At 60.0% G+C, this 26632-nt stretch carries 20 protein-coding genes; 5 read left to right on the top strand and 15 right to left on the bottom strand.

Features of this window, described 5'->3' with window-relative positions; all coding sequences use genetic code 11:
* Positions 1–110: 110 nt before the first annotated feature.
* Both ACKWJN_RS11820 and ACKWJN_RS11815 read left to right on the top strand, forming a co-directional pair.
* On the top strand, positions 111–1904 hold the full coding sequence (locus ACKWJN_RS11820) for an ATP-binding protein (protein ID WP_408597149.1): 1794 nt from the start codon (positions 111–113) through the stop codon (positions 1902–1904).
* A gap of 77 nt (positions 1905–1981) precedes the next feature.
* The gene (locus ACKWJN_RS11815) at positions 1982–3613 is read left to right on the top strand and encodes a peptide chain release factor 3 (RefSeq protein ID WP_408597147.1); all 1632 of its coding nucleotides are present in this window, start codon (positions 1982–1984) and stop codon (positions 3611–3613) included.
* Positions 3614–3771: 158 nt separating this feature from the next.
* Here the strand turns inward: ACKWJN_RS11815 and ACKWJN_RS11810 are convergent, their stop codons facing one another.
* The 3 genes from ACKWJN_RS11810 to ACKWJN_RS11800 form a co-directional block, all read right to left on the bottom strand.
* Entirely contained in the window at positions 3772–9645 is a 5874-nt protein-coding gene (locus tag ACKWJN_RS11810; RefSeq protein ID WP_408597145.1) for an excinuclease ABC subunit UvrA, read from the bottom strand.
* Positions 9646–9781: 136 nt separating this feature from the next.
* Positions 9782–9964 carry a hypothetical protein gene (locus ACKWJN_RS11805; protein ID WP_408597144.1) on the bottom strand — a complete coding sequence of 61 codons (183 nt, stop codon included), beginning with the start codon at positions 9962–9964 and terminating at the stop codon, positions 9782–9784.
* 85 nt (positions 9965–10049) lie between these two features.
* Positions 10050–11813 (bottom strand): MFS transporter, encoded by a 1764-nt coding sequence (locus ACKWJN_RS11800; RefSeq protein WP_408597142.1) that lies wholly within the window; start codon positions 11811–11813, stop codon positions 10050–10052.
* 396 nt (positions 11814–12209) lie between these two features.
* Here ACKWJN_RS11800 and ACKWJN_RS11795 point away from each other — a divergent pair, with 396 nt between their 5' ends.
* Together ACKWJN_RS11795 and ACKWJN_RS11790 are read left to right on the top strand one after the other, a co-directional pair.
* A complete protein-coding gene (locus ACKWJN_RS11795) occupies positions 12210–12518 on the top strand; it encodes a DUF485 domain-containing protein (RefSeq protein ID WP_408597140.1) in 309 nt (102 codons plus the stop codon).
* Positions 12515–14329, top strand: a complete 1815-nt coding sequence (locus tag ACKWJN_RS11790; RefSeq protein ID WP_408597139.1) for a cation acetate symporter — start codon at positions 12515–12517, stop codon at positions 14327–14329. Before ACKWJN_RS11795 ends, ACKWJN_RS11790 begins: the two co-directional genes overlap by 4 nt.
* Positions 14330–14402: 73 nt before the next feature.
* Here ACKWJN_RS11790 and ACKWJN_RS11785 read toward each other — a convergent pair whose 3' ends face one another.
* From ACKWJN_RS11785 to ACKWJN_RS11750, 8 genes are read right to left on the bottom strand one after another with little or no spacing between them, the layout of a single operon-like run.
* A complete protein-coding gene (locus tag ACKWJN_RS11785; RefSeq protein WP_408597171.1) occupies positions 14403–15020 on the bottom strand; it encodes a 3'-5' exonuclease in 618 nt (205 codons plus the stop codon).
* Positions 15021–15058: 38 nt separating this feature from the next.
* Positions 15059–16879, bottom strand: a complete 1821-nt coding sequence (locus tag ACKWJN_RS11780) for a DUF294 nucleotidyltransferase-like domain-containing protein (RefSeq protein ID WP_408597137.1) — start codon at positions 16877–16879, stop codon at positions 15059–15061.
* A gap of 27 nt (positions 16880–16906) precedes the next feature.
* Positions 16907–17542, bottom strand: a complete 636-nt coding sequence (locus tag ACKWJN_RS11775; RefSeq protein WP_408597135.1) for a 2-hydroxychromene-2-carboxylate isomerase — start codon at positions 17540–17542, stop codon at positions 16907–16909.
* Between the two features lie 11 nt (positions 17543–17553).
* Entirely contained in the window at positions 17554–17823 is a 270-nt protein-coding gene (locus ACKWJN_RS11770; protein WP_408597133.1) for a DUF1289 domain-containing protein, read from the bottom strand.
* Positions 17824–17866: 43 nt separating this feature from the next.
* Positions 17867–18775, bottom strand: coding sequence for a hydroxymethylglutaryl-CoA lyase (locus tag ACKWJN_RS11765; RefSeq protein WP_408597131.1), 909 nt, complete (start codon positions 18773–18775; stop codon positions 17867–17869).
* A 25-nt stretch (positions 18776–18800) separates the two neighbouring features.
* Positions 18801–20894, bottom strand: coding sequence for an acetyl/propionyl/methylcrotonyl-CoA carboxylase subunit alpha (locus ACKWJN_RS11760; RefSeq protein ID WP_408597129.1), 2094 nt, complete (start codon positions 20892–20894; stop codon positions 18801–18803).
* A 30-nt stretch (positions 20895–20924) separates the two neighbouring features.
* The gene (locus ACKWJN_RS11755) at positions 20925–21704 is read right to left on the bottom strand and encodes an enoyl-CoA hydratase/isomerase family protein (protein ID WP_408597128.1); all 780 of its coding nucleotides are present in this window, start codon (positions 21702–21704) and stop codon (positions 20925–20927) included.
* A 16-nt stretch (positions 21705–21720) separates the two neighbouring features.
* Positions 21721–23328, bottom strand: coding sequence for a carboxyl transferase domain-containing protein (locus ACKWJN_RS11750; RefSeq protein WP_408597127.1), 1608 nt, complete (start codon positions 23326–23328; stop codon positions 21721–21723).
* A 99-nt stretch (positions 23329–23427) separates the two neighbouring features.
* Here ACKWJN_RS11750 and ACKWJN_RS11745 point away from each other — a divergent pair, with 99 nt between their 5' ends.
* Positions 23428–24471: an AraC family transcriptional regulator gene (locus ACKWJN_RS11745; RefSeq protein ID WP_408597125.1), complete on the top strand. Its 1044-nt coding sequence runs from the start codon at positions 23428–23430 to the stop codon at positions 24469–24471.
* Here ACKWJN_RS11745 and ACKWJN_RS11740 read toward each other — a convergent pair.
* The 4 genes from ACKWJN_RS11740 to ACKWJN_RS11725 form a co-directional block, all read right to left on the bottom strand.
* Positions 24441–24929: a hypothetical protein gene (locus tag ACKWJN_RS11740; protein WP_408597123.1), complete on the bottom strand. Its 489-nt coding sequence runs from the start codon at positions 24927–24929 to the stop codon at positions 24441–24443. The two genes, ACKWJN_RS11745 and ACKWJN_RS11740, sit on opposite strands and share 31 nt — an antisense overlap.
* Positions 24926–25225, bottom strand: coding sequence for a nucleotidyltransferase domain-containing protein (locus ACKWJN_RS11735; RefSeq protein WP_408597121.1), 300 nt, complete (start codon positions 25223–25225; stop codon positions 24926–24928). The genes ACKWJN_RS11740 and ACKWJN_RS11735 overlap by 4 nt, the downstream gene beginning before the upstream one ends.
* Positions 25226–25234: 9 nt before the next feature.
* Positions 25235–25882 (bottom strand): HAD family hydrolase, encoded by a 648-nt coding sequence (locus ACKWJN_RS11730; protein WP_408597119.1) that lies wholly within the window; start codon positions 25880–25882, stop codon positions 25235–25237.
* A 43-nt stretch (positions 25883–25925) separates the two neighbouring features.
* On the bottom strand, positions 25926–26632 hold a 707-nt coding region (locus ACKWJN_RS11725), incomplete at its 5' end, for an acyl-CoA dehydrogenase family protein (RefSeq protein ID WP_408597117.1).

The raw sequence follows: 26632 nt of genomic DNA, 5'->3' as shown, positions 1-26632 counted from the left end.
CGATCGTTACTTTTGTTTATAAAACGTCAAATTCTGCGGGTCGCGACACAGACTCGCAGCATGGGCGAAGCATGGACCCACCCGGTCTCGAAACACTGGAAGCCAAACACATGATCACACGGCCCCTGCTCATTGCCCTCAAACGCGTGCTGCCCCACAAACGGCGCAGCACGCTCGACATTTATTACGTTTTTTTCTCACTCTCTGCACAAATCGCTTTGGCTTTTTTGGTGCCCTTGTTTTACAGCCTTGGTGAAACCCGAATTGCTGTTGCATGCCTGACAAGCCTGGGCTGCATCACCTTTGCCTTTGTCTTGTGGCTCAAAGGCCTGCCACGCTTGTGGGCGCAATCGATCGACCAAGCCGCCATGATGGGCATCATCTTTTATGTGGCCTGCATCGATGGCGGCATGCGGTCGTCGGCCATCGTGTGGTTGGTCATCGTGCCCATCCTGCCCTTGTTTTCCTCCAACTCACGCAAGGTGGTGGGCTTTTGGCTGTGCGTGTCCTTGGCTTGCGTGATGACCCTGTTGGCCTTGCAACTCACAGGCACGATCGAATTACACAGTCCGCAAAGCAGCGGCTTGCTGATCAAGGACGCCGTGATCTATGTCATCTTGATCTACGCCCAGTGGAGCCTGATTGATGCGATCGACTCCATGAACATCACCTCCTTGCGCAACACCACGCGGGCCAACATCAGCCTGAAACGGCTGTCGCAAGATTTGCAACAAGCCAATGCACACAAGGACCAGTTCTTGGCCATCGTCAGCCATGAAATGCGCACGCCCCTGAATGCAGTGATGGGCTATCTGAGTTTGATGAGCACCGACGAACGCATCACCCGCGACCTGAAAGAGTTTGTCACTGGCGCCCAAAACTCTGCGGCCCACCTGCTGACCGTGATCAACGATTTGTTGGACTTCTCGCAAATTCAAAATGGCAAGATCACCATGAACCCTCAGGTGTTCAACTTGCACACCATGCTGCGCACCACGCACAGCACCCTCAGTCCGCGCGCCATCGAGCAGGGGCTGGATTACCACCTGCACCTTGACCCCAACGTGCCTGAGTGGATCTGCGCAGACCAGCACCGCCTGACCCAGGTCTTGGTCAACCTGCTGGGCAATGCCTTGAAGTTCACCGACAAAGGCCATGTGAAGATGCACGTGTCGTTCAGCCCATCCATCGACAAACCGTCCACGGGTAAGTTGTTTGTGCATGTGGAAGACACGGGTCTGGGCATACCCGCCGATGCGCAGGCGCGCATCTTCGAACCATTCGTCCAACTCGCCCGCTCCCAACCCGCATCATCCCGACGCGATGCCTTGCGAGGCAATGGTCTGGGCTTGAGCATCAGTGACACCCTGATCAAAAGCCATGGTGGCGAATTGACGCTGCACAGCGTCGAGGGCCAAGGTTCGACTTTTTCATTTCAACTCCCGGTCCAACTCGCGCCCGCCCCACAGAAAACCACCCCGGTCTTGGAGAGCGTTGACACCACGCCGCTCACACTGCTGATCGTGGACGACCATGCGATCAACCGCTTGGTCGCCAAAACCACCATCCAACGCGCCTTGCCCAACGCGCGGATTGAAGAAGCCGAAAACGGCACCACGGGCCTGGCCAAGATGAGTACCAACCTGTATGACTTGGTTCTGCTGGACCTGGTGATGCCAGACATCGATGGCATTGAGGTGATGCGCCGCGTTCGCACCACCTTGCCCGAACCCTTCAACCTAGTGCCCGTCATTGCCTTGACGGCCAACGTCGCCAGTGACGCGCTCAAAGCTTGCAAAGAAGTGGGCTTTGACGAAGTGATGCCCAAACCCTTTGACCGTCACACCTTGATCAACCGCGTTTTGCACTACAGCATCCGCAGCAACAACCTCCTGGAACCCTGAGGCTGCTGCTGGCCTGAGCAGCGCAGCGCCAAAAACTCAGCCGTCTATGATCATGGGTTGACTGATGCCCTCTCCCCATGACCACCTATTTGAACGAAGTGCGCCGCCGGCGCACCTTTGCCATCATCTCCCACCCCGACGCGGGTAAAACCACGCTGACTGAAAAACTGCTGCTGTTTTCGGGCGCGATTCAAATCGCGGGCTCGGTCAAGGCCCGCAAAGCCAGCCGCCACGCCACCAGCGACTGGATGGAGATTGAAAAGCAACGTGGCATCTCGGTGGCTTCATCGGTCATGCAAATGCTCTACCGCGACCACGTCATCAACCTGCTCGACACCCCAGGCCACAAAGACTTCAGCGAAGACACCTACCGCGTCCTCACCGCCGTGGACTCGGCACTGATGGTCATCGACGCCGCCAACGGTGTGGAAGCGCAAACCCGTCGCTTGATCGAGGTGTGCCGTCAACGCGACACGCCCATCATCACCTTCGTCAACAAGATGGACCGTGAGGTGCGCGACCCGCTCGACATCTTGGACGAAGTGGAGCGCGAACTCGGCATGCCCTGCGTGCCCATGACCTGGCCCGTCGGCCAGGGCAAATCATTTGGCGGCATCATCAACCTGCGCACCCAAGCCATGACCGTGTTTGACTCCGGCAGCGAACGCTTGCCACAAGACTTTGAAACACACCCACTGGCCCAACAAGACCAACTCGCCCAGCGCTTTGGCAGCGACTGGGCGGCGGCCATGGAAAGCATGGAACTGGCCACAGGGGCTTCGCCAAGTTTTGACAAAGAAGCTTTCTTGGCCGGCAAACAAACCCCGGTGTTCTTTGGCTCCGGCGTGAACAACTTTGGGGTGATGGAAGTGCTCGACGCCTTGGTCGACCTGGCCCCCTCCCCACGCCCCCGCATGAGCCACTTGGTGGTCAACAAACAAGCGGTGGACAAAACCATCCAACCCGAAGACGCAGGTTTCTCGGGCGTGGTGTTCAAGGTGCAAGCCAACATGGACGCCAACCACCGTGACCGCATTGCCTTTGTGCGCGTGGCCTCGGGCCAATACAAGCCAGGCATGAAACTCAAGGTGCAACGCACGGCCAAAGAGCTGCGCCCCACCTCGGTGGTGACATTTCTGAGCCAACGCCGTGAAGCGGTGGACGAAGCCTTTGCGGGCGACATCATCGGCTTCACCACCCACGGCGGCGTGCAGTTGGGCGACACCATCACCGACGGCGCAGCCTTGCAATTCACCGGCTTGCCCTTCTTTGCGCCCGAGTTGTTCATGACCGTGATTTTGAAAAATCCGCTGCGTACCAAACAGCTGCAAACCGGCTTGGAGCAATTGGGCGAAGAAGGCGCCATTCAGGTGTTCAAGCCCGAAGTGGGCGGCGCTATGTTGCTGGGAGCCATTGGTCAGCTGCAATTTGAAGTGGTGCAACACCGGCTCAAAACCGAGTACGACTGTGATGTGCGCCTAGAAAACAGCAGCTACACCGGTGCGCGCTGGATCACCGCAGACAGCCCCGCCGAGTTGCGCGAATTCACCCACGCTTACCCACAGCGCATGGCCTTGGACGCGGCCAACACCTTGGCCTATTTGTGCACCTCGCCGTACGACGTGCGCTTGGCGCAAGAACGCTTTCCGAAGATCCACTTTCACCCGCTGCGTGAGCATGCGGGGTTGGCGTTGTCTTCGGCGGGTTGATGTTTACTTCTTTGGCGTGTCGCGAAGAGTGGTGGCTCAGGGGCATTGCCCTAGGCTCCTCTTCGCTGCGCTCAGAATGTCGCGACGGGCAACGCCCCTGAGCCTCTCTTCTTGTGGGTCGACATAAAACAGCTCGCAGCACAAAAACCAATCCTCAACTAGACGCGCGCCAACACCGGCTTCAACGCCACCCCTGTGTGCGTGCCCAGCTTGACCACCGCTTCCGGTGTGTCCGCTGCCACGATCAAACCGCCGCCGTCGCCCCCTTCTGGCCCCAAGTCGATGATCCAGTCGGCCTCGGCGATCACATCCAGGTCGTGCTCAATCACCACCACGCTGTGACCGCCATCCACCAAACGGTGCAGCACGCGAATCAGCTTGTCCACGTCGGCCATGTGCAGGCCCACGGTGGGTTCGTCCAGCACGTACAGCGTGTGCGGGGCTTTGTTGCCGCGTCGGGTCACGTCGTCGCGCACCTTGCTCAACTCGGTCACCAGCTTGATGCGCTGCGCCTCGCCACCGCTCAAGGTGGGTGAGGGCTGGCCCAAGGTCAGGTAGCCCAGGCCCACGTCTTTGAGCAGTTGCAGCGGATGGCTGATGTTGGGCATGGTGGCAAAGAAGTCCACCGCCTCGTCCACTTCCATTTGCAGCACCTCGCCAATGCTTTTGCCACGCCAGCTCACGGCCAAAGTCTCGGGGTTGAAGCGTGCGCCGTGACAGGTCTCGCAGGGCACTTTCACGTCGGGCAAAAAGCTCATCTCGATGGTGCGCAAGCCTTGGCCTTCGCAAGTGTGGCAACGGCCCTCGCCCGTGTTGAAGCTGAAGCGCCCGGGGCCATAGCCGCGCGCTTTGGCTTCCAGCGTCTCGGCAAACAACTTGCGGATGGTGTCCCAAAACCCAATGTAGGTGGAGGGGCAGCTGCGTGGTGTTTTGCCAATCGGCGTTTGATCGACCTCCAGCACGCGGTCAATGCCTGCGTAGCCCGACACGTCGGTGCAGCCCACCCAGGTGGGATGCTTGCCCTCGTCATCGGCTTTGCGGCCCGCTTGGGTGGTGCGCTGCGCCACTGCTGCAGCCACGTTGTGCAACAACACATCGCGTGCCAAGGTGGACTTGCCCGAACCCGACACGCCCGTGACCGCCACCAAGCGCTTGAGGGGAATGTCCACACTCACCTCGCTCAGGTTGTGCAGAGAGGCGCCTTCCAGGCTCAAGAACGTCAAGGCTTCGGCATCCATGGCACGTCGCGCTTGCAGGGGGTGGCGCATCGCGTGCAACAAATAGCGCCCCGTTTGTGAATCGGCTTGGTCGGTGATGTCTTTCACCGAGCCTTCGGCCATCAAACGCCCGCCGCGTTTGCCCGCGCTTGGGCCAATGTCGATGATGTGGTCGGCGCGGCGAATCGTGTCCTCGTCGTGCTCCACCACCACCAAGGTGTTGCCTTTGTCGCTCAGCACATGCAGCGCGTTCAACAAAATCTGGTTGTCGCGGGCATGCAGGCCAATGGTGGGTTCGTCCAGCACGTAGCACACGCCTTGCAAGTTGCTGCCCAGCTGCGCGGCCAGTCGAATGCGTTGCGCTTCGCCCCCGCTCAAGGTGGGCGCCCCACGGTCGAGCGTGAGGTAGCCCAAGCCCACTTGCTCCAAGAACTCCAGGCGGCTTTTGATCTCGGGCAACAGGTCGCGCGCAATGTCAGCATCACGCCCGTGCAAACCGACCGTCTCGGCCCAGCGGCGCACGTCGGTCACACTCAAGCGGGCGATCTCGGTGATGCCCACCCCGGCAAACTTCACCGCACGGGCGTTGGCGTTCAAGCGCGTGCCTTCGCAGGTGGGGCAGGCGGTGTCGACCAAGTCGTCCACATCGGGTTCGGCAAAGGTTTGCTCGCGGCCTTTGTCTTTGTCATCACGCACAGAGTCGTCCAGCACCTTGCGCTGGTCTTTGTTGAGCTTGACGCCTGTGCCCACGCAGTCGGGACACCAACCGTGCTTGCTGTTGTACGAGAACAAACGCGGGTCCAACTCGGCATACGAGGTGTCACACACCGGGCAGGCGCGCTTGGTGGAGTACGCGTCCAAGCGGCCAATGCTGTTGGTCTCTGCACCACTCAACATGGCCTCGCGCAAACCGTCCAGTTGGCTCAGCACATGCACCACGCCTTTGCCATGCTCCAAGGCCGTGGCCAAAGCTTGGCGCAAGAGGGCTTCGTTCTGGGCCGACACCACCAGGCTGGCCACAGGCAGCTCAATGGTGTGCTCTTTGAAGCGGTCAATGCGCGGGAAACCGTTGGTCGGCAAAAAGTGCCCATCTACCCGCAAGTGGGTGTAGCCACGCGGGCGGGCCCAGTCGGCCAGCTCGGTGTACACGCCTTTGCGGTTCATCACCAAGGGGCTGAGCAAGCCAATGTGCTGGCCTTTGAATTCACGCATCAGCTGCGCTGCGATGCGGTCTGGCGTTTGCGGCTGCACCGCCGCGCCATCGTGGGTGCAATGCTGGGTGCCGAGTTTGACAAACAACAAACGCAAGAAGTGCCACACCTCGGTGGTGGTGCCCACGGTGGATTTGCGCCCGCCGCGAGACAACCGCTGCTCAATCGCCACCGTGGGCGGGATGCCGTACACCGCATCCACCTCGGGGCGCCCTGCGGGCTGCACGATGCTGCGCGCATAGGCATTGAGGCTTTCCAGATAACGCCGTTGACCTTCGTTGAACAAAATGTCAAACGCCAGCGTGGATTTGCCCGAACCCGACACGCCGGTGACGACGTTGAACTTGCCGCGCGGGATGTTGACGCTCAAGCTCTTGAGGTTGTGTTCTTTGGCGTTGATGATTTGGATAGAGCCTTCATCCGATGAAGATCCGCCCACGCCCGCTGTCGGAGCAGTCGGTGTGCCGAGCAACGATGTCGAGCGTGCGGATGAGGCGGCTGGCATGCCGGCTGATCCGGCAGCAGCGAACCGAAGCGCGCCTTCTGCTGCCTTCAGTCCCACCGAAGGCTTGGCCACCTCGTACACCACACCCATGGTTTGGGCATAGTCACGCAAGGCTTTGCCAGTGTGTGAACTGGGGTGCAAACGCACGTCCTCGGGCGTGCCCTCGGCCACCAACAAGCCACCGGCCTCGCCACCTTCGGGGCCCAGGTCAATCAGCCAGTCACTGGCGCGAATCACGTCGAGGTTGTGCTCGATCACGATCAACGAGTTGCCGTCTTCCAACAAGCGGCGCATGGCGCGCATCAGTTTGGCGATGTCGTCAAAGTGCAGGCCGGTGGTGGGCTCGTCAAACAAGAACAGCACGCCTTTTTTGGCGGTGGCTTGGCGACTTGCAGTTTTGCTTTTGGCGGCTTCGGCCAAGAAGCCCGCCAGCTTGAGGCGCTGGGCTTCGCCGCCGCTGAGGGTGGGGACGGGTTGGCCCAGTTTGACGTAGTCCAAGCCCACGTCGACGATGGGTTGCAGGGCGCGCACGACGTCGCGGTCATTGGCAAACACTTCCAACGCTTCGCCCACTGTGAGGTCCAACACATCGGCCACGTTCAGAGAGACGCTGGTTGACGCAGGCACAGAGCTGCCTTGCTCCTCTTCGCTTCGCTCAGAATGTCGCTGCATTAGCCCTGCACCCGCGCCACCCAGCTTGTTGCGCTCTAAGGTGATTTCCAGAATTTCGGGTCGGTAGCGTTTGCCATTGCAATCTTGGCAGCGCAAATACACATCGCTCAAAAACTGCATTTCCACGTGTTCAAAGCCCGAGCCGCCGCAGGTGGGGCAACGGCCATCGCCGCTGTTGAAGCTGAACTTGGACGCGGTGTAGCCGCGCTGTTTGGACATGGGCAGCACCGCAAACAACTCACGCACCGCGTCCCACGCGCCGACGTAGCTGGCGGGGTTGGAGCGCGCGGTTTTGCCAATGGGTGACTGGTCGACAAACACCACATCGCTGAGGTGGTCGGCGCCCAACAAGCGGTCGTGTGCGCCTGGGGTTTCGGTGGCGCGGCCAAAGTGGCGCATCAAGGCGGGGGTCAGCACATCTTGAATCAGGGTCGACTTACCCGAGCCGCTGACGCCGGTCACACAGACCAAGCGTTGCAGCGGGAACTCAATGGCCAAGTTTTGCAGGTTGTGCTCGCGAGCGCCCTCCAAAATCAAACGCGGGGTGTTATCAGTCACCAAGCGCTTGAGACCCAGGCCAATGGTTTTGCGCGCACCCAGGTAAGCGCCGGTCAAGGTGTCCGCAGACTTCAAAGCTTCGGGCGTGCCATCGAACACAATGCTGCCGCCGCGCACACCGGGGCCGGGGCCCATATCCAAGATGCGGTCGGCGCACAGCATCACCGCTGGGTCGTGCTCCACCACCACCAAGGTGTTGCCTGCATCGCGCAAGCGCAGCATGGCCAGGTTGATGCGGTGCATGTCGCGCGGGTGCAAACCGATGCTGGGCTCGTCGAGCACAAACAAGGTGTTGACCAAGGAGGTGCCCAAGGCCGTGGTCAGGTTGATGCGCTGTACCTCACCACCACTCAGGGTGCGGCTTTGTCGATCCAAGGTGAGGTAGCCAATGCCCACATCGCTGAGGTATTTCAAACGGGTGCGAATTTCTTCCACCAACAAATGCAGGGCTTGCGCATCGGTGCCTGCCGCATCCACCTGCACGGCATGGAAGAACTGGTGCAATTTGTCGATGGGCATCAGCATGAGGTCGTGCAAGCACAAGCCCGGCATGGCTTCGAGTTGCTCGCGTGTCCAAGTCACGCCCTGGGGCATGAAACGTTTTTCAGGCTTCATCACCGCATCGGCGTTGTCTTTGCTGCCGATGCGCCACAACAGGCTGTCGGTCTTCAAGCGGGCACCGCCACACACACCGCACGGGGTGTAGCTGCGGTATTTGGAGAGCAGCACACGGATGTGCATCTTGTACGACTTGCTCTCCAGGTATTCAAAGAAGCGCTTGATGCCGTACCACTGGTGGTTCCACTTGCCCTTCCACAGCGGTGAGCCTTGGATGACCCAATCTTTTTGCGCTTGGCTCAACTTGGACCATGGCGTGTCGCGCGGAATGCCTTCAGCCTCGGCGTGACGCATCAAGTCGTCTTGGCATTCTTTCCAAGCAGGCGTTTGGATGGTTTTGATGGCGCCAGAGCGCAAGGTGAGCTTGTCGTTGGGAATGACCAAGCCATAGTCCACCCCAATCACGCGGCCAAAGCCACGGCAGGTTTCGCATGCGCCAACCGCCGAGTTGAACGAGAACATGGACGGAATCGGATCGCTGTAGCGCAGATCGCTGTCGGGGCAATGCAAGCCGGTGGAGAAGCGCCACAAGGAGACATCGCTGTCACCCCAATACACATTGAGTCGCCCACTGCCGCGTTTGATGGCCAGCTCAATCGCCTCCACCACCCGGGCTTGCTCGGTGTTGCCCAGTCGGAAGCGGTCGGCCACCACATCCAGCAGCTTGCGTGGGCCGGTGGGCGTGGCCACTTCGCGCTCGGCATGGACGCGGGTGAAGCCACTGGCACTGAGCCACTGCGTCACCTCGTCGGCCGTGGTGTTGGCCGGCAGCTCGACCGGGAAGGTCAAGATCAAGCGCGGGTCTTGCGGCAGCGCCGCACAGCGCCGTTGCAGCTCGGCGTAAATGGTTTGCGGTGTGTCGTGCTGAACCGGCTGTGCGGTTTGGCGGTCAAACAACTGACCGGCACGGGCGATGAACAACTTCAAGTGGTCGTTCAGCTCGGTCATGGTGCCCACGGTGGAGCGCGAGCTGCGCACGGGGTTGGTTTGGTCAATCGCGATCGCGGGGGGCACACCGTCAACCTTGTCGACAGCCGGGCGGTCCATGCGGTCCAAGAACTGCCGCGCGTAGGCGCTGAAGGTTTCGACGTAGCGGCGTTGGCCTTCGGCATACAGCGTGTCAAACACCAGGCTGGATTTGCCAGACCCGCTGGGGCCGGTGACCACCGTCAACTCACCGGTGCGAATGTCAAGGTCAAGGTTTTTGAGGTTGTGCTGGCGTGCGCCACGGATGCGAATGGTGCCTGACATGGAGCGGGGGTCTTTCTAGTGTGGCCAACATTCTAGGCAGCAGCACCTGTCCCAGCGCTTTGGCGGGGCATTGCAAGACGCCCCAAAACAAAAACGCCGCAGCTGCGGCGTTTTGTGAAGGCAAAAAAATCCCGCCTTACTTGGTGGCTGACGCCTCTGCGGCTGGTGCCGATGCGGGGCCAGAGGCCGCTTCAGCAGGCGCATGGATCGCTTCCTCGCCATGTTTTTCACCGCCCATGTCCAAGTTGTTGCCACCTTTCATGATGACAAACAGGGCCAAGGCCGCAAAGATGATGAAACCAATGAAAATTTTCAGCATACACAATCTCCGAAATCAGTAAAAAGCCCTCCACGAAGGAGGGCTTGAATGTAGCAGCCAAGGCATCCCTGGTTGCTGACAAGGATCAGTCGTTTTCGTAAATGTCCACGTCTTTGGTTTCTTTGATGAACAACATGCCGATGACAAACGTCATACCGGCCACGATGATCGGATACCACAAGCCGTTGTACATATTGCCCGTCTGGGCCACGATGGCAAATGCCGTGGTGGGCAGCAAGCCGCCAAACCAACCGTTGCCAATGTGATACGGCAAAGACATCGAGGTGTAGCGAATGCGGGTGGGGAACATCTCGACCAACATGGCCGCAATCGGGCCGTACACCATGGTGACCAAGATCACCAAGTAGGTGAGGATGATGACCACTTTCACGCTGTCCACGCGAGCAGGGTCCGCCTTGGTGGGATAGCCGGCAGCTTTGAGTGCACCACTCAAATTGGCCGTCAACACTGCGTTCTTGTTCTTCTTGTCGTCCGACAACTCCTTGATCGAGGCTTCAGCTGCAGCAACTGCTTTCTCGTCCACGGGTGAGGCGGCTTTCAAGTCAGCCACTTTCTTGTCGGCAGCTTCTTTGGCGGCGGCAATTTCTTCAGGCGTGACAGCCACATTGATCACCGTCTCACCCACTTTGATGGTGGCTTTGGTGCCTGCCGGTGCCACCACATTGGAGTAGCTCACCGAACTGGCCGCCAATTTTTGTTTGGCGATGTCGCACGAACTGGTGAACTTCACCGTGCCGGTGGGGTTGAACTGGAACGAGCACTCGGCTGGATCAGCGGTCACCACCACTTGGCTCTTTTGTTGGGCTTCGTACAAGGCAGGGTTGGCCGCTTTGGTCAGTGCCTCAAACACGGGGAAGTAAGTCAGCACAGCCAACAAGCAACCCAACATGATGATGGGCTTGCGACCAATCTTGTCGGACAGCGAGCCAAAGATGATGAAAAACGGTGTGCCGATCAGCAAAGACACGGCCACAAAAATGTTTGCATCCGCGCCATTGACCTTGAGCGCTTGGGTCAAGAAGAACAAGGCGTAGAACTGGCCAGAGTACCAAACCACCGCTTGACCCGCGGTCAAACCGATCAAAGCTAAGATCACGATCTTGAGGTTTTTCCATTGACCAAATGATTCGGTCAACGGCGCCTTGGAGGTTTTGCCTTCAGACTTCATTTTCTGGAAAGCAGGTGACTCGTTCATCGACAAGCGGATGTAGACCGACACGGCCAACAAAGCGATCGACACGATGAACGGCACGCGCCAGCCCCACTCGGCGAAGTCGGCTTCACCCAAGGCCGTGCGGGTACCCAAAATCACCATCAGCGACAGGAACAAGCCCAGCGTGGCGGTGGTTTGAATCCAAGAGGTGTAAGCGCCACGCTTGTCGTGCGGGGCATGCTCGGCCACATACGTGGCAGCGCCGCCGTACTCGCCGCCCAAGGCCAAGCCTTGCAGCAAACGCAAACAAATCAAGATGACAGGCGCCGCGACGCCAATGCTGGCGTAGTTCGGCAAGATGCCCACAATGAAAGTGGACAAGCCCATGATCAGGATGGTCACCAAGAAGGTGTACTTGCGACCGATCATGTCGCCCAAGCGGCCAAAGAAAATAGCGCCAAACGGACGCACGATGAAGCCCGCAGCAAACGCCAACAGCGCAAAGATGAAGGCGGAGCCTTCGTCCAAACCGCTGAAAAATTGTTTGGCGATGATGGCCGCCAAAGAACCGTACAGATAAAAGTCGTACCACTCAAAAACCGTGCCCAAAGAAGAAGCGAAGATCACCTTCTTCTCTTCTGCTGTCATGGGACGATTGACGTCTAGTGCTGCCATGCTGTTTCTCTCCTCAAAAAATGATTTCAGCACCTGAGCAGGTGCCGTGCGGGGCAACTATCAGAGCCTTCACTGACCGTATTCTGACAATGCGAAAACTCTCACGGCCCCTCAATCCAGCCTCCCAAATAAAAACCGCTCGCAAACCCTGCGTCTATTTTTTTACATGTGAAATAAAGCGGCATCTAGGTCGTTTTGAGATGAAAAATCACCAGCCCAAAGCCTAGGGTTTGCGATAGCAAAAAAAAGAGGTATCTATATGTAACTCAAGGCGTGCCGTTATAGAGGCCCTGCTGAGCGTAAGGACTTGGTCAGTCCTTCTGTTGAGAATCGCGCAGCCAGAGCAAAGCCACCCCGTGGATTGCATCTGCCCATCTCTCTACAAAGGAAATTCATATGAGTGATCCAGTGGTCGACAAGATCCAGAACCACCCGAAATACAAAGAGCTGCGCGCCAAGCGCGGAGGTTTTGGCTGGTTTCTCACCGTGTTGATGTTGGTCGTCTACTACGGCTACATCGCATTGATTGCTTTCAACAAGCCCTTCCTGGCTCAGCCGATTGGCTCAGGCGTCACCACCCTGGGCATTCCCATTGGCATGGGGGTGATCGTGTTCACCATCGTGATCACCGGCATTTATGTGCGTCGCGCCAACAGCGAGTACGACATGCTGACCAAAGAAATTTTGAAGGACGCCACCCAATGAAAAAACTCCCATTCCTTTTGAGCGCGTTGCTGGGCCTGATGGCTTGTGGCGCAGCTTTAGCCGCTGGCGGCGATGTGGGTGAAACCGCCAAGCAAACGACCAACTGGACCGCGATTGGCATGTTCGCCGCGTTCGTGGCGGGCACCTTGTGGATCACCAAATGGGCCGCCTCTAAAACACGCTCTGCGGCTGATTTCTACACCGCAGGGGGTGGCATCACGGGTTTTCAAAACGGCTTGGCGATTGCGGGCGACTACATGTCTGCCGCATCGTTCCTCGGCATTTCGGCTGCGGTGATGGCCAGTGGCTACGACGGCTTGATCTACTCCATCGGTTTTTTGGTGGGCTGGCCCGTCATCACCTTCTTGATGGCCGAACGTCTGCGCAACCTGGGCAAGTTCACCTTTGCCGATGTGGCGGGCTACCGCTTCAAGCAAACCCCGATCCGCGCTTTTGCAGCGTCGGGCACCTTGGTGGTGGTGGCGTTCTATCTGATTGCTCAGATGGTGGGTGCTGGCCAGTTGATCAAGCTGCTGTTTGGCTTGGAGTACTGGATGGCCGTGGTCATCGTCGGCGCGCTGATGATGGTCTATGTGTTGTTCGGCGGCATGACCGCCACCACCTGGGTGCAAATCATCAAGGCCTGCATGCTGCTCGCAGGCGTGACCTTCATGGCCGTGATGGTGCTGGCACAGTTTGGCTTCAGCCCTGAGGCCTTGTTTGCCAAAGGCGTGTTGGTGAAATCCATGATCGCCGCCAACGCCAAAGAAGCCGCCATGGCTGCGGCCACGGCCTCGGCGGCCTTGGCAGCCACGCCTGAAGCCCAAGCCGCCGCCTCTGCGGCCTTGGCCACGGCGACGGCCCTCGACCCCGACAAAGCAGGCTTGTCCATCATGGGCCCAGGCGGCTTCATCAAAGACCCCATTTCTGCCATCAGCTTCGGCATGGCCCTGATGTTTGGTACCGCCGGTTTGCCCCACATCTTGATGCGCTTCTTCACCGTGCCTGATGCCAAAGAAGCCCGCAAGTCGGTGCTGTGGGCCACCACGTGGATTGGCTACTTCTATGTGCTGATCTTCATCATCGGTTTTGGTGCCATCACCTTGGTGTTGACCAATCCTGAGATGTCCGATGTTGCCAAAGGCATCATCAAAGGCGGCGCAGGCACGGCCAACATGGCCGCCGTGCTGGTGGCCAAAACAGTGGGCGGCGACGTGTTCTATGGCTTCATCTCGGCCGTGGCTTTTGCCACCATCTTGGCCGTGGTGGCGGGCTTGACGCTGTCGGGTGCCTCTGCGGTGTCGCACGACTTGTACGCCACGGTGTTCAAGAAAGGCAACGCCGACAGCGCGGCTGAGTTGCGTGTCTCGCGCATCACCACGGTGGCACTCGGTGTGATTGCCGTGGTCTTGGGCATCGCGTTTGAGAAGCAAAACATCGCCTTCATGGTGGCCCTGGCCTTTGCGATTGCCGCATCGGCCAACTTCCCCGTGTTGTTCATGTCGGTGCTTTGGAAAGACTGCACCACCAAGGGCGCTGTGATTGGCGGCTTCCTAGGCTTGCTCTCCTCGGTGGCGTTGACCGTGGTGTCGCCTTCGGTGTGGGAAGCCACGCTGGGCAACCCCAAAGGATCTGCCTTGTTCCCTTACGCCTCACCGGCCTTGTTCTCGATGACGATTGGTTTCGTGGGCATCTGGTTGTTCTCCATTTTGGACAACAGCCAAGACGCCAAGAACGAACGTGCTGCGTTTGCAGCACAGCAAGTGCGTTCAGAAACGGGCTATGGTGCCTCGGGCGCTTCGGGCCATTGATCGACGCTTCAGAGCGTGTCATACGCTCTGCCAAAACCGGGCAAGCTTCACCGCTTGTCCGGTTTTTTCATGCTTAGTCGCCGCGCAACTGCCGCAACTTGATGAAGGCCAACGCAGCCATCACCGCATCGTTCAAGGCGTCGTGCGCCTCACGCACCGGCAAATCCAAATCGGCCATCAAGGTGGCGAAGCGCAAATCGATGTTGGGATAGGTCTGCTGTTCGTAAGGCAGCATCTGGCGAAACTTGTGGTCGTAATACATCGCCGAGACTTCGATTTTTGGCTGCGGCAAACCCTGCCCCAACAGGGGCCACAAGGCGCGGTTGAGCATGGCCACATCGAACTCGAGGTAATAGCCCACGATCGGACGCGCGCCGATGAAATAAAGCAGTTGCTTCATGGCCTCATCGATCGACAAGCCCTGGGCCACATCTTGTTCGCGCAAGCGGTGAATGCGCACGCTCTCTGGCGACACACCGCGCTCCGGGCGCACCAACAACTCCAGCCGCTCACTGGTCATGATGCGTTGCCCGACGATGCGCACCGCGCCAATCGAAATGATTTCATCGCTGCCCACGTTCAAGCCGGTGGTCTCGCAGTCCAGCGCTACCCATTCGTTGGGCGGAGGCGGCTCAAACATGAATCGGAACTCGGGCAAACCCAAGTGATAAATCAACCACTCACGCTTGATGGAGGGCCACCAACTTCTGGGGTTGAACAAGGTGCTGATCACAGCGCGTCGAGCTTGAAGCGGTAATGCATCAAGGCTTTGAATTGTTTGACGACACCCAAGGCATCTTTGAGCAAGTCACGCTCCAAGCTCGAGAGCTTGGTGACCTCCACCGCGCCCGACACTGGGCGCTGGGTTTCTAGCTCCGTCAATCCGGCTTTCAACTTCAAGCCCATCAAGAACTGCAGGCTTTGTGTCAAATCAGCGCCCAGTTCTAGTGACAACACGCCGCGTGCAACCAAGGCATCCACACGGGCCGCAGTGCTGGTTTCACTCAGGTGTTCGGCCAAGGCCATGCTGCGCACCCCGTGCACCAAGGGAAACAAGCCTTCTTTTTTGATGTGCAAGCCCGTGCTTTCCCCCAAACCCAACAAACGGTTCCACCAACCTTGGCTGTTGCCAAATGCATCGATGGCCGAGGCAAAGCGCGCCAGCATGGCGTCGTTGTCGGTGGCCAAACGCATCAGAGCTTGTCGGGCTTGCGCCAGCAGACTGGCATCGCCACAAACCGCATGGGCATCTAAAAAGATCGCCAAATTCATCAAACTGTCCGGGTCCGGCATGAGCAACCACTGCTGCACCATCTGCGCAAATTCAGTGGCACTCTTGCGCCACATGGGGTTGCTCACCATGATGCGCCCAGGGCATTCCGGGTAACCAAAAGTCCCAAGCGCAGCAGAGAAAGCTTGGCAAATGGCATCCAAGTTGTCTGGCGGCGTGTAGCCATCGCGCAGCACCAAACCGTTGTCTTGGTCGGTCTTGAGCAACTGCTCGCCGCGCCCTTCGCTGCCCATCACAAACAAGCAGCTGTTGGCCACCAAGTCAGGCGGGGCAATCAACTGCCAGGCACGCTCAAACAAACGCGCATTGAGGTCTTGCACCAAACGTGCAATCAAACTCACCCGGGTGCCGCTGCGAAAGAGCGAGGTCACCATGCGGGTGATGAGTATTGCCGCCTGGGCCAGTGCGTCCAGGGTGTCCGCAGCCTCCACCTGCACCGTGATCAGGTGAGAGTGGTTGGACAAGAAGCTGAACACGTCCAAGGCTTCGAGCACACCATGGATACGCTCCCCCTCTGCCACAACCACGCGGTGGACGCGGTGTTTGAGCATCATGGCCAAAGCGTCGCCTACTTGGTCAGAAGGTCGCACGGTGATGAGCGCGTAGCGGGTCAAATCACCGACCTTTTGCTGCGCCAACGGCACGCCCAACAAAATGGCGCGCTGCAATGCCGTGGCGGTGAAGATGCCCAAGCGAACGGGCTCACTCAGGGTGTCGCGCACCAAGACATTGGAGGTTCGGTGTTCTTGAAACAAGCGCACGACCGTCAGCAAATCGGTGTCAGCATCCACCGTTTGGGCGGGTCGTACAAAGGCCTCGTCCACCCGCGACAAGGTGAGCGACTGCAATTCGTGCTGGCTTTGCCGCTGGGACAAGGCGCTTAGTTTTTGGCTCAGGTCCGAAAACAAGAGGGCCCCAAAGGTGGCGTTATCGGCGATCAAATCGGTCACCGTTTGGCGTGCCAACTGGTAGGCCACCACCTCTTCCACCGCCACAAAACGGCTGCTGGTTTTGCCAGCCACCAGGCCCCGGCCATCAAAGGTGTCTTCTGGACCATAAGTGGTCACCACCTCATCCCCCTCGTATTGGGTGACATAGCCTTTGATGATGACAAACAAGTGGGTCGGTGCCGCGCCCACCTCCAAAATGGTCTGGCCTTCGGGGTAATACGCCACATCCACGCTGTCGCGCACCAAACGTTGCTCTTGGAGCGTCAGACAGTCAAAAGGCGAGGTTGAAAAGTTAAATGCGTTGGGCATGGGGCAGGGCCAAGTATGGGCCCTGATTCAACGCTTCACGCCTTGCGCCACGCTTGCGGCGCTGACCCACGGCCCTTCAAACCAAGCGTCGCCATCAAGGTAAGCGCGCAACATGGGCAAGGCATCGAGCCCCCAAAACACATGGCCATCCACCTCAAACGTGGGCACGCCAAACACACCATGCGCCATGGCTGCTTCGGTGTGGGCTTTGAGTTGGTCTTTCACCTCGGCGGCATCGGGCGCGCGCGCTGGCAACAACTGGGTGGTGAGCGCGCCCAAACGCGCCACATCGTCGGCAGCAGCGCCCTCGCTGCGCCAGACATGGCGGAACACGGTTTCACACACATAACGACTCGGCTCGCCGTGGCGGTCACACGCCACAGCCAAACGCAACAAAGGCAAGGGGTTGAACGGGTGGCTGGCGGGCATCTGCAAGGGCACACCCAGTTGGCGCGCTTGCCACAACACCTGGCGGTACGTCCACTCACGCTTGCCCGCAATTTCTGCAGGACCCAACTGACCGTGGTGCTTGAGCAAGGCGGCAAACAAAATCGGCCGATAGACCACCCGGTAGCTGGTGCCCATCAGCGCTTGCGGCAGTGCCTCAAAGGCCAAATACGCGTAGGGCGAAATGAAGTCGAGGTAACAGGTGATGGTTTTCATCAGGCACGTCCTCAGCTAATGTGGGCGGTGATGCGTTGTGCAATGCGGGTCCACACCACGCGCTGGGTCTCAACGCTGCTTTGGCCCCAGCTGCCTATCTCGTCCAAGCTGCGCCAACAGCCCGCGCACCAACCGGTGTCGCTGGACATGTGGCACACCGAGATGCAAGGCGAAGGCACCCTGGCACTGGGTGAAGCTTGGACAGCGTCCAAGGTCACGCGCTGGGCAAGCTCGAGCAGCGACAAAGCCGACGCTGACTGGCCAGAGGGTTTGGGGGTCACTTCACTTCCACACATGGCAAGCATTGTCTGCGACATCGTGTCTTTAGACAGGGCGCTTGTTCAAAACCGCCGTGGCGACACGTGAATTGGGTGGGCGGCCCAAGGCTTGGCTGATGAACACACCCGCATCCACCAACGCCTCTAAATCTATACCGGTCTCGATGCCTAGACCGTGCAGCAGGTACACCACGTCTTCGGTGGCCACATTGCCCGTGGCCCCTTTGGCATACGGGCAGCCGCCCAAACCCGCCACCGACGACTGAAAGTTCCACACTCCCATCTGCAAAGCCACCAAGGTGTTGGCCAAGGCTTGGCCGTAGGTGTCGTGGAAATGGCCTGACACCTCGCTCAGCGCGAAATGTTGGAGCGTGGCCTCTAAGGCCGCTTGCACCTTGCGCGGTGTGCCCACGCCAATGGTGTCGGCCACGTCCACGCGCTGCACGCCAATGCCTTTCATCAACCCAGCCAAGTAAGCCACGCGCTCAGGTGCAATGTCGCCCTCGTACGGGCAGCCCACGGTGCAGCTCATGGCACCCCGCACGGCCACGCCTGCAGCGAGGGCTGCTTGCACCACGGGCGCAAAGCGTTCGATGCTCTGGGCGATGGAGCAGTTGATGTTCTTTTGACTGAAGGCCTCGCTGGCCGCGCCAAACACCACGATCTCGTCAGGCCGGCTTTTCAGCGCCGCTTCAAAACCTTGCAGATTGGGCGTGAGCACCGAGTAACGCACGCCGGGCAGGCGGGTGATGCCGGCCATCACCTCGGTGTTGTCGGCCATTTGCGGTACCCATTTGGGCGAGACAAAACTGGTGACCTCAATCTCTGCCAGGCCCGCCGCTTGCAGGCGCTGCACCAGTTCAATCTTGACGGCAGCAGGCACCGGCTGCTTTTCGTTTTGCAGGCCATCGCGGGGGCCGACGTCGATGAGGTGGACGCGTGAGGGAAGGTTCATCTGCGGCTTTCTGTGTGCGCGGTGTTCAGTCGAGTTTGAGCAATTCTGCCCCTTCGGCCACTTGGTCGCCTGCGGCATAGAGCAGCTCTTGCACCGTGCCGTCTTTAGGGGCGGCAATGGTGTGCTCCATCTTCATGGCCTCCATCACCGCCAGGGTTTGGCCCGCCGTCACCACGTCGCCCACCCTGACGGCAAACGACACCACCTTGCCAGGCATGGGTGCGGTCAAGCGGCCGCCTTTCATTTCCACCTCGCCCGCATGGGCCAGCGGGTCGTTCCAGGTGATCCGGGTGGCGCCGTCGGGCGTGAATACATGGGCCACGTCGCCTTGCCAATGCAGGCTGCTGTGGGTGCGCTGGCCGTCAAAGCTGACCCACAGGCCCGACTGAGCCACCTCGCCTACCTCGCCTACCTCGACCACATCACCCGCCAAGCCCGCCGCACTGAACTGCAGCAAACCAGACGCATCGCCGCCGCTGGGTGCCGTCGTCGGTAGCGCGGCACCCGCTGACGAAACACGCAAATGCAATCCGCCATCGTGCAAATAACTCAGCTGTGCATGCAGCGTGTCGTCCCCCAACACACAGGTGAACGCACGGGTGCGCACGCCATAGGCCTGCCACCCATCACGCTGGCTGAACGGGTCGGTGCCAGCCAAGCGACGCTCGGCGTGCAGCGTGTGCGCCACCACCGCCGCCACAGCGCGGACCGCACCCACCGGCTCTTGGTGGAACAACACCGCCGCTTCGCGCGGGATGAGGGCCGTGTCGAGTTGCGCCTTGGCAAACGAGGGGCTGCGCACCACCTGGCGCAAGAACTGCACATTGGTGGCCAGGCCCACGATGTGGGTCTGCGCCAGCGCAGCGTCCAAACGTGCCAAGGCTTGGGCGCGGGTGTCGCCATGCACGATGAGCTTGGCCACCATGGAGTCGTAATACGGGCTGATGGTGTCGCCCTCGCGCACGCCGTCGTCCGCCCGCACCGCACCGGCAGCCACCGCAAAACTGGTGCACGCGGGCTTGCGGTAGACCTGCAAGGTGCCGGTGGCGGGCAGAAAGTTGTTGTCGGGGTTCTCGGCACAAATGCGCGCCTCAATGGCATGCCCCTGAATGCGCAACTGGTCTTGGCGCAAGGGCAAAGGCTCGCCACTGGCCACACGCAGTTGCCACTCCACCAAGTCGAGCCCGGTGATGGCCTCCGTCACCGGGTGCTCCACCTGCAAGCGGGTGTTCATCTCCATGAAATAAAACTTCATGGCCTCGGGTTTGTCGTAGCCCGCTTGCTCGACGATGAACTCCACCGTGCCCGCGCCCACGTAGTTCACCGCTTGGGCCGCAGCCACCGCCGCTGCGCCCATTTGCGCGCGCAAGGCCTCGGTCATGCCAGGAGCAGGCGCTTCTTCCAGCACTTTTTGGTGACGGCGTTGCACCGAACAGTCGCGCTCGAACAAATACACGCAGTGGCCGTGCGTGTCGCCAAACACCTGGATCTCGATGTGGCGCGGGCGCTGCACGTACTTTTCAATCAGCACCGCGTCACTGCCAAAGCTGTGTGTGGCTTCACGTTGGCAACTGGCCAAGGCCTCGGCAAAATCTGCCGCCTTCTCCACCGCCCGCATGCCTTTGCCGCCGCCGCCTGCGCTGGCCTTGATCAGCACGGGGTAGCCCATGCGATCGGCCTCGCGTTGCAGCAAGGCCGGGTCTTGGTCAGCCCCGTGGTAGCCAGGCACCAAGGGCACACCGGCTTTTTCCATCAGCTGCTTCGACTCGGCCTTCAAGCCCATGGCTTGGATGGCCGAAGGCGATGGCCCAATGAACACCAGCCCCGCCGCCGCACAGGCTTTGGCAAAGTCTTCGTTCTCACTCAAAAAGCCATAGCCCGGGTGCACCGCTTGTGCGCCCGTGTCTTGCGCCGCTTGCAAGATGCGCTCCCAGCGCAGGTAGCTGTCTTGGGGCGCGCTGCCGCCGATGTGCACCGCCTCGTCACAGGCCAGCACGTGCTTGGCGGTGGCATCGGCGTCGGAATACACCGCCACGGTTTTCACGCCCAAACGGCGCGCTGTGGCCGCCACGCGACAGGCAATTTCGCCACGGTTGGCAATGAGAATTTTTTGAAACATGAGGGTCTTTCAGTTCAAGCGATGCGGTGTTCACACCAGCCAATGGGGTTTGCGTTTTTGCAAGAACGACTGCACGCCTTCTTTGCCTTGGGCACTGGCACGGATGTCGGCAATGCCTTGCACGGTGCGGTCCACCAAGGCGTGGTCGATGTCGCGCCCCGCCACCTCGTGCAACAGCTGCTTGCACGCGGTGAGGGCATCGGGGCTGGCCGCGACCAAGGCTTGGGTGAGCGCGTCCACCTGCGCGTCCAAGGCGTCGGCGCTGACCACCTCGTGCACCAGCCCCAAGCGGTGCGCCTCGGTAGCACTGAAACGCTCGGCCGTTAAAAAGTAACGGTGCGCTGCCCGTGCGCCCATGGCACGGATGACATACGGACTGATGGTGGCCGGAATGAGGCCAATCTTGACTTCGCTCAAGCAGTAATGCGCGGTGTCCACACTGACCGCCATGTCACACGCCGCCACCAGCCCCAAGCCACCGGCGTACACATCGCCCTGCACCCGCGCCAGCGTGGGCTTGGCACAGGTGTAGATGGCGCGCAGCATGGCGGCCAGCTGCGCCGCATCGGCCAGGTTTTGGTCGCGGGTGTAGTCGGCCATGCGGCGCATCCAGTTCAAGTCGGCGCCCGCGCAAAACGCAGGGCCTTCTGCCGCCAACACCACACAGCGCACGTCGGGGGCTTGGTCTGCGGCCTCAAAGGCGGCTTTGAGTTCGGCAATCACCTCGTCGTTGAAAGCGTTGCGTACCTCAGGGCGCGACAGGGTGATGGTGCGTACCGCAGCATGGGTGGTCACAGTCAAAGCAGTCATGTCGTTCTTTCGTGCATCACATGCGAAACAGGCCAAAGGTGGTGTCAGCAATCGGCGCATTGAGCGAAGCGCTCAAGCCCAGCGCCAGCACGCGGCGGGTGTCGGCCGGGTCGATCACGCCGTCGTCCCACAAACGCGCGGTGGCAAAGTAGGGGTGGCCTTGGGTTTCGTATTGGCTTTTGATGGGGGCTTTGAAGGCTTCTTCTTCCTCCATGCTCCACTGCCCACCTTTGCCCTCGATGCCATCGCGCTTGACCGTGGCCAGCACGCTGGCCGCTTGCTCACCGCCCATCACCGAGATGCGCGCATTGGGCCACATCCACAAAAACCGTGGCGCGAAAGCACGGCCACACATGCCGTAGTTGCCCGCGCCAAAACTGCCGCCAATGATGACGGTGAACTTCGGGACCGCGGCAGTGGCCACCGCCGTGACCATCTTGGCACCGTTGCGCGCAATGCCTTCGTTCTCGTACTTGCGGCCCACCATGAAGCCGGTGATGTTCTGCAAAAACACCAAGGGGGTTTTGCGCTGGCAACACAGTTCGATGAAGTGCGCGCCTTTGAGCGCCGACTCGGAAAACAAAATGCCGTTGTTGGCGATGATGCCGACCGGCATGCCTTCGATGCGCGCAAAGCCGCAGACCAAGGTGGTGCCAAAGCGGGCCTTGAACTCGTCGAACTCTGACGCATCGACGATGCGGGCAATGATCTCGCGCACATCAAAGGGTTTGCGGGTGTCGGTGGGAATGACGCCGTACAGCTCCTGCGCATCGTACTGGGGTGCCACCGGCGTGTGGGTGGCAATGTTGGGTTGTTTGCGCGCGTTGAGGTTTTTCACGGCTTGGCGTGCCAGTGCCAGTGCATGCACATCGTTGTGTGCCAAGTGGTCCGCCACGCCCGAGAGGCGGGTGTGCACGTCGCCGCCCCCTAAGTCTTCGGCACTGACCACCTCACCCGTGGCGGCTTTGACCAACGGAGGGCCGCCCAAGAAGATGGTGCCCTGGTTGTTGACGATGATGGTCTCGTCGCTCATGGCGGGCACATACGCCCCGCCGGCTGTGCAGCTGCCCATGACCACCGCGATTTGCGCAATGCCTTGCGCGCTCATATTGGCTTGGTTGAAAAAGATGCGGCCAAAGTGGTCGCGGTCTGGGAACACCTCGTCCTGGTTGGGCAAATTGGCACCGCCCGAGTCGACCAAGTAAATGCAGGGCAGGCGGTTTTGCTGCGCCACCTCTTGGGCCCGCAAATGCTTTTTCACAGTGAGCGGGTAATAGGTGCCGCCTTTGACGGTGGCGTCGTTGCACACGATCATGCAGTCGACTCCGCTGACGCGGCCAATGCCTGCAATCAGGCCCGCGCTGGGCGCGTCGTTGTTGTACATGTGGAACGCGGCCAGCGGTGCCAGCTCTAAAAACGGCGTACCCGGGTCGAGCAGCATCTGCACCCGATCGCGGGGCAACAGCTTGCCCCGCGCCACATGCTTGGCGCGCGCCGCCTCGCCACCGCCTTGCTGAGCCTGCTGCACCTGAAGGTTCAGGTCGTCCACCAAGGCACGCATGGCTTGCGCGTTGGCGGCAAAGTCCGCAGCGCGCGGGTTGAGTTGGGTGTGTAACTGCGACATGGGCGACGGCCTTCCTTCAAATCAGCCCACAGGGTAGGCGCAAGGCTTGCACCGAGTACGCCAGGATGGTTGCAAATCGTGCCACAATAAATTCGACCCATGCCAAATGAACCACGCCCCCAAACACCCCCCGCACAGACGGCCACACGAGGCCGCGCCGAGACCCCCATTGCTTTTGTGCAAGCCATTGCAACGGCTTACGCGGCACGCGGCATAGACCCAGCGGCAGCCCTGCTGGCAGCACAAATCGAGCCAAAACTTTTACGCAAATCCAATGCACGCATCACCGCCACACAAATGGAGGTGGTGTCAGGCGCGGCCATGCAAGAACTCGACGACGAAGGTCTGGGCTGGTTCAGCCGTCGCCTGCCCTGGGGCAGCTACGGCATGCTGGTGCGCGCCTCGCTCACCGCGCCCAACCTGGGGGTGGCACTCAAGCGCTGGGGCCGCCACCACGGCTTGTTGACCCAAGACATTGACGTGCAGGTGCGCGTGCAAGACGGCGTGGCGCAGCTGCAATTGCATGAAGCGCGAGACCTGGGCGACTACCGCGAGTTCTGCGTGGTGTCGGTGCTGCGCAATGCCCTGGGCGTGGCGTGCTGGTTGACCGACTCACGCATTCCTTTGCTGCGGACCACCTTGCAATTTGCAGCGCCTGCACACCGCGCCAGCTACCGCGTGTTGTTTGACGGACCCACCGCGTTTGACGCGCCCATCCACAGCTTGCAGTTTGACGCCGGGTATTTGAGCCTGCCTGTGCGCCGAGACGAAGCCGCTTTGCAACGCATGCTGCAACGCGCCTTGTTGCTCACGGTCCGGCCCTACCGACGCGACCGTTTGTTGGTGGAAAAGGTACGCCACACCTTGGCCCGACACCCCGAGCACTGCCGCAATGCCAACGACTTGGCCGCTTGGCTCAACCTCTCCACCCGAACGCTGCACCGCCAGCTCAAAGAAGAAGGCGCATCCTTGCAACAGCTCAAAGACGCGGTGCGGCGCGACTTGGCCATCGACCTGCTCCACCGCAGCCAACGTCCGCTCAAGCAAATCGCCCAAGCAGCGGGGTTTCAGAACGAAAAGAGTTTCATCCGGGCCTTCAAGGGCTGGACGGGTCAGACACCGGATGCGTTCAGGCGCTGCTGAGTTTCTGCCACGCACCGCCTCGCGGCAGCAACAAGCACTGGCACAAACGCATGCCCAGCGCGCAAGGCGCTCGTCAGCACAGCCAAGTCCTCAATGTATTCATGCACCATCTGATTTCTCAGTTGGCGCATTTCCACCCAAACATCGGCAGACACAATCAGGCCTAATTTCTCGGCCTTGTCTAAGTTGTCAATAGCAGCCCCCGTCTTTTCTGCCAACAAATGCAGCAACGCTGGGAGCAACTTATCGCCTACCGTGTCTTGGAGCCTTGCAAAGCGCGACACAAACGCGTCTAAGCGCTCGGTCAAAACCGGGTCAGCTTCGATTCGTTGTGCATCTTCAATGGTGAACAAATTGCCAAACAAACGACCATCTGTCTCCAACAAATGCCGACACTCTTTTTCGGTGACGCGCACCAGAAATTCGAGACGTACGGCTTGCGACGAAGGAGTTTTCATAAGCGAACTCCTTCTGACAGGGCGATGGTGTGAATCGGTAAAAGTTTCAAATTGGGCGCTTTGATCAACACGTCGACCTTTCGACCATCCATGGCACGTGACACGTGTGCCGCGAGTTGCGCTGATAGCTGCGCGGGTTCAGCCACAGCGTCATCCAACTCCAAGAGCAAGTCCACATCACCACCTCGCGCATCGTCACGCACGCGCGAGCCGAAAAGCCAGACACGCGCAGCATCACCCGCCAGCGCAGATGCGCTCGCACGAATGGCCGAGATTTGTTGTGAGGTGATACGCATGCGCGGATATTACGCCGTGAGCAGCAGCTCACGCATGTCGTCAAACACATGGGCCGCGCCCGCTTGGCGCAGTGCGTCGGCTTGGCCATGCACCGCATAACCCCACACGGTGGCACCGGCAGCCACAGCGGCGGCCACGCCAATGTGCGTGTCTTCGATCGCCAAGCAACGCGCGGGGTCGTGGCCCAAGTGCGCAGCCGCAGCCAGGTACACATCGGGGAAAGGCTTGCTGCGCGGCACTTCGTGACCGCTGAAAATGCGCCCGTCAAAAAAATCGAACAAGCCCACTTGCGTCAGCATGAGCTTGATCTTGAAGCGGTCCGCGCCCGAGGCGCAGGCAATCTGCCCGTGGTGCAGGGCATGCAGGTGCGCCACGGCTTGGTGCACATGGGGAATGGCGGTGATTTCGTTTTCCAGCCGCACATTGCGGCGCTGGTAAAAGGTTTGCAACCAGTCTTCGGTGAAGGGCTGGCCGGTGTGGGCCTCGATCAGGTCTTTGCGGGTGCGCACGGTGTGCCCCACAAAGTGGGCCATGCACTCTTGCAGCGTGAGCTGCCAGCCCAGCTCTTCAAACATGTCGCGCAACACACCACAGGTGATGTCTTCGCTGTCGACCAGCACGCCATCGCAATCAAACAACACAGCATCGAATTTCATGGTGCGATTATCGATGCGCACGCAGAAATGACCCGCGCTTGCATCAGGCCAATGCGCGCTGGATGATGATTTTTTGGACGTCGCTGGTGCCTTCGTAGATTTGGCACACACGTACGTCGCGGTAAATGCGCTCGACGGGGAAGTCGCCCACCACGCCATAACCGCCCAAGGTTTGAATGGCGGCGCTGCACACCTGTTCGGCGGCTTCGCTGGCAAACAGCTTGGCCATGGCGGCTTCTTTCAAGCACGGCAAGCCCGCGTCGCGCAAGCTGGCCGCGTGGTACATGAGCTGGCGCGCGGCTTCGAGTTGTGTGGCGCAGTCGGCCAAGCGAAAGCCCACTGCCTGGTGGTTGAAGATGGCGGTGCCAAAACTCTCGCGGTCTTTGCTGTACTGCAAGGCCACCTCGAAGGCGCTGCGCGCCATGCCAATGCTTTGCGCGGCGATGCCAATGCGCCCGCCTTCTAGGGCAGAGAGGGCGATCTTGTAGCCCTCGCCCTCTTGCCCAATCAGGTTCTCGGCGGGGATGCGGCAATTGTCAAAGTTGATCTGCGCGGTGTCGCTGCTGTGCTGGCCCAGCTTGTCTTCCAAGCGCGCCACGTGGTAGCCCGACGTGTGGGTGGGCACGATGAAGGCGCTCATGCCTTTTTTGCCTGCACCCTTGTCGGTGACGGCAATGACGATGGCCACATGGCCGTTCTTGCCACTGGTGATGCTGTCTCTTATACACATCTGACGCTGCCGACGAAGCT

It is taken from the genome of Limnohabitans sp., assembly GCF_046052825.1.
Lineage (GTDB): Bacteria > Pseudomonadota > Gammaproteobacteria > Burkholderiales > Burkholderiaceae_C > Limnohabitans.
The sequence above is the reverse complement of the archived record's forward strand: the minus strand, read 5'-3'. Positions and strand labels throughout refer to the sequence as shown.